The following is a 1,307-nucleotide window of genomic DNA, read 5'->3' as shown; positions in this document are numbered from 1 at the left end:
TCCCTCGAAGGGAGTGGATTCCCCGGCCGTCTGAGCTGGACCGGTTGGGTGCTGCCCGTCGGGTGGGTGGCGTGCCTGCCGAGCTGTCGGGGTGTCGTGGGGTATGGGGGTTGCTGGGTGTGCTGCGTTGGAAGGTGTTGTGTGGCGTTTACTTTTCGCAGGTTTTGGTGATGTGGTCCATGATCTTCGGTACGGCCCGGTTCAGCTTGTCGGAATTCTCCTGAGCGGTGGCGGCCCGCTGTTGGAGTTCCTGCAGGGCTGATGGATCGGTGGGATCGAGATCGGTGTTTCCCGCGTCGAGGACTGCCTCTTGGGCGTCCGCGAAATTTTCCCAGTCTGCTTGGATTTCGGCGGGGGCGACCGCGGCGACCTCCCGTGCCTTGAGATTCAGTTCGTCCGAGTTCAGTTGTGTGCCGATATCGCCGAGGTCCTTGACCGCGGCGCAATACGCCGACGTGCTGGAAGAATCGTTGCTTGCGGGTGATGCCGCCTCGCGGTCTGCGGATGGCGATGAATCCTTGCCGCAACCGGAGAGTGCTGCGGCGCCGATCGCGATCGCGGTGAGGATGGTGATGGTATGACGCATGACTGCGGGCCTTTCCGGTTACTTGTCGTGTTTCCGCATCACGGCGGCGTACGCTTGGGCGACCGTCGCGCTGCCGCCGAGCGTGTTGCATTCACCGTCCACGAGCGCGGCGGCGGTGTTGAACCGGCCGTCGAACTTGCTGCGGGGCTGCACCAAATGCTGTTGCAGCAGCGCCGCCTGCTCCGGGCGCTTCATCTTCAGCCACACCGAGCACCTGGTGTCCGGGCCGCCGGATGGCGCGTCAGCGGGCGAACTGTCCGATGGGGAATTCGATGGGGAAGAGCCTCTGTTCAGCTCATCGACGATTTTGGCGACGCGCACCGTATCGCCCGCGTTCCTTTTCTTGGCCACCCTGCAGCCGGCATCGACTTTGCGTACGACCGTGGTGGGCTTCGACCCGTACCTGTGACCGGGCCGTGCCTCCAGCAGATCCTTGATGGTGGACACCCGGCCACTCAGCGTCTGGCTCGAGTATTCCGCGCAGCTGATGCTTTCCACGTCCGACGGCGCTGCCGTCGCTATGGGCGTCATGCACACCAGCATCGACAGTGCACCCCCCGCAAGAAATGCGGACGCGATCGTACGCTTCATTGAAATAGTCCTCCGATTTGAATTGGCCGGAGCCCTGCGTTATCGGGCTCACCCGTCGTCCTCCCTGCGACGGCTCTGGCAGGCTAACCGGAGGAAATGCCACATGTCATCTTCGGATCACCGAATTTAC

The 1,307-nt window shown here is 63.0% G+C and carries 2 protein-coding genes; both read right to left on the bottom strand.

Annotated features, from left to right (window positions below):
• Positions 1-148: 148 nt before the first annotated feature.
• The gene (locus AB0M45_RS33820) at positions 149-586 is read right to left on the bottom strand and encodes a hypothetical protein (protein WP_364337562.1); all 438 of its coding nucleotides are present in this window, start codon (positions 584-586) and stop codon (positions 149-151) included.
• An 18-nt stretch (positions 587-604) separates the two neighbouring features.
• The gene (locus AB0M45_RS33815; protein ID WP_364337560.1) at positions 605-1,117 is read right to left on the bottom strand and encodes a hypothetical protein; all 513 of its coding nucleotides are present in this window, start codon (positions 1,115-1,117) and stop codon (positions 605-607) included.
• Positions 1,118-1,307 lie beyond the last annotated feature (190 nt).

It is taken from the genome of Nocardia sp. NPDC051787, from assembly GCF_040681325.1.
Taxonomy (GTDB): Bacteria; Actinomycetota; Actinomycetes; order Mycobacteriales; family Mycobacteriaceae; genus Nocardia.
This window is presented reverse-complemented; position numbering and strand designations above follow the sequence as displayed.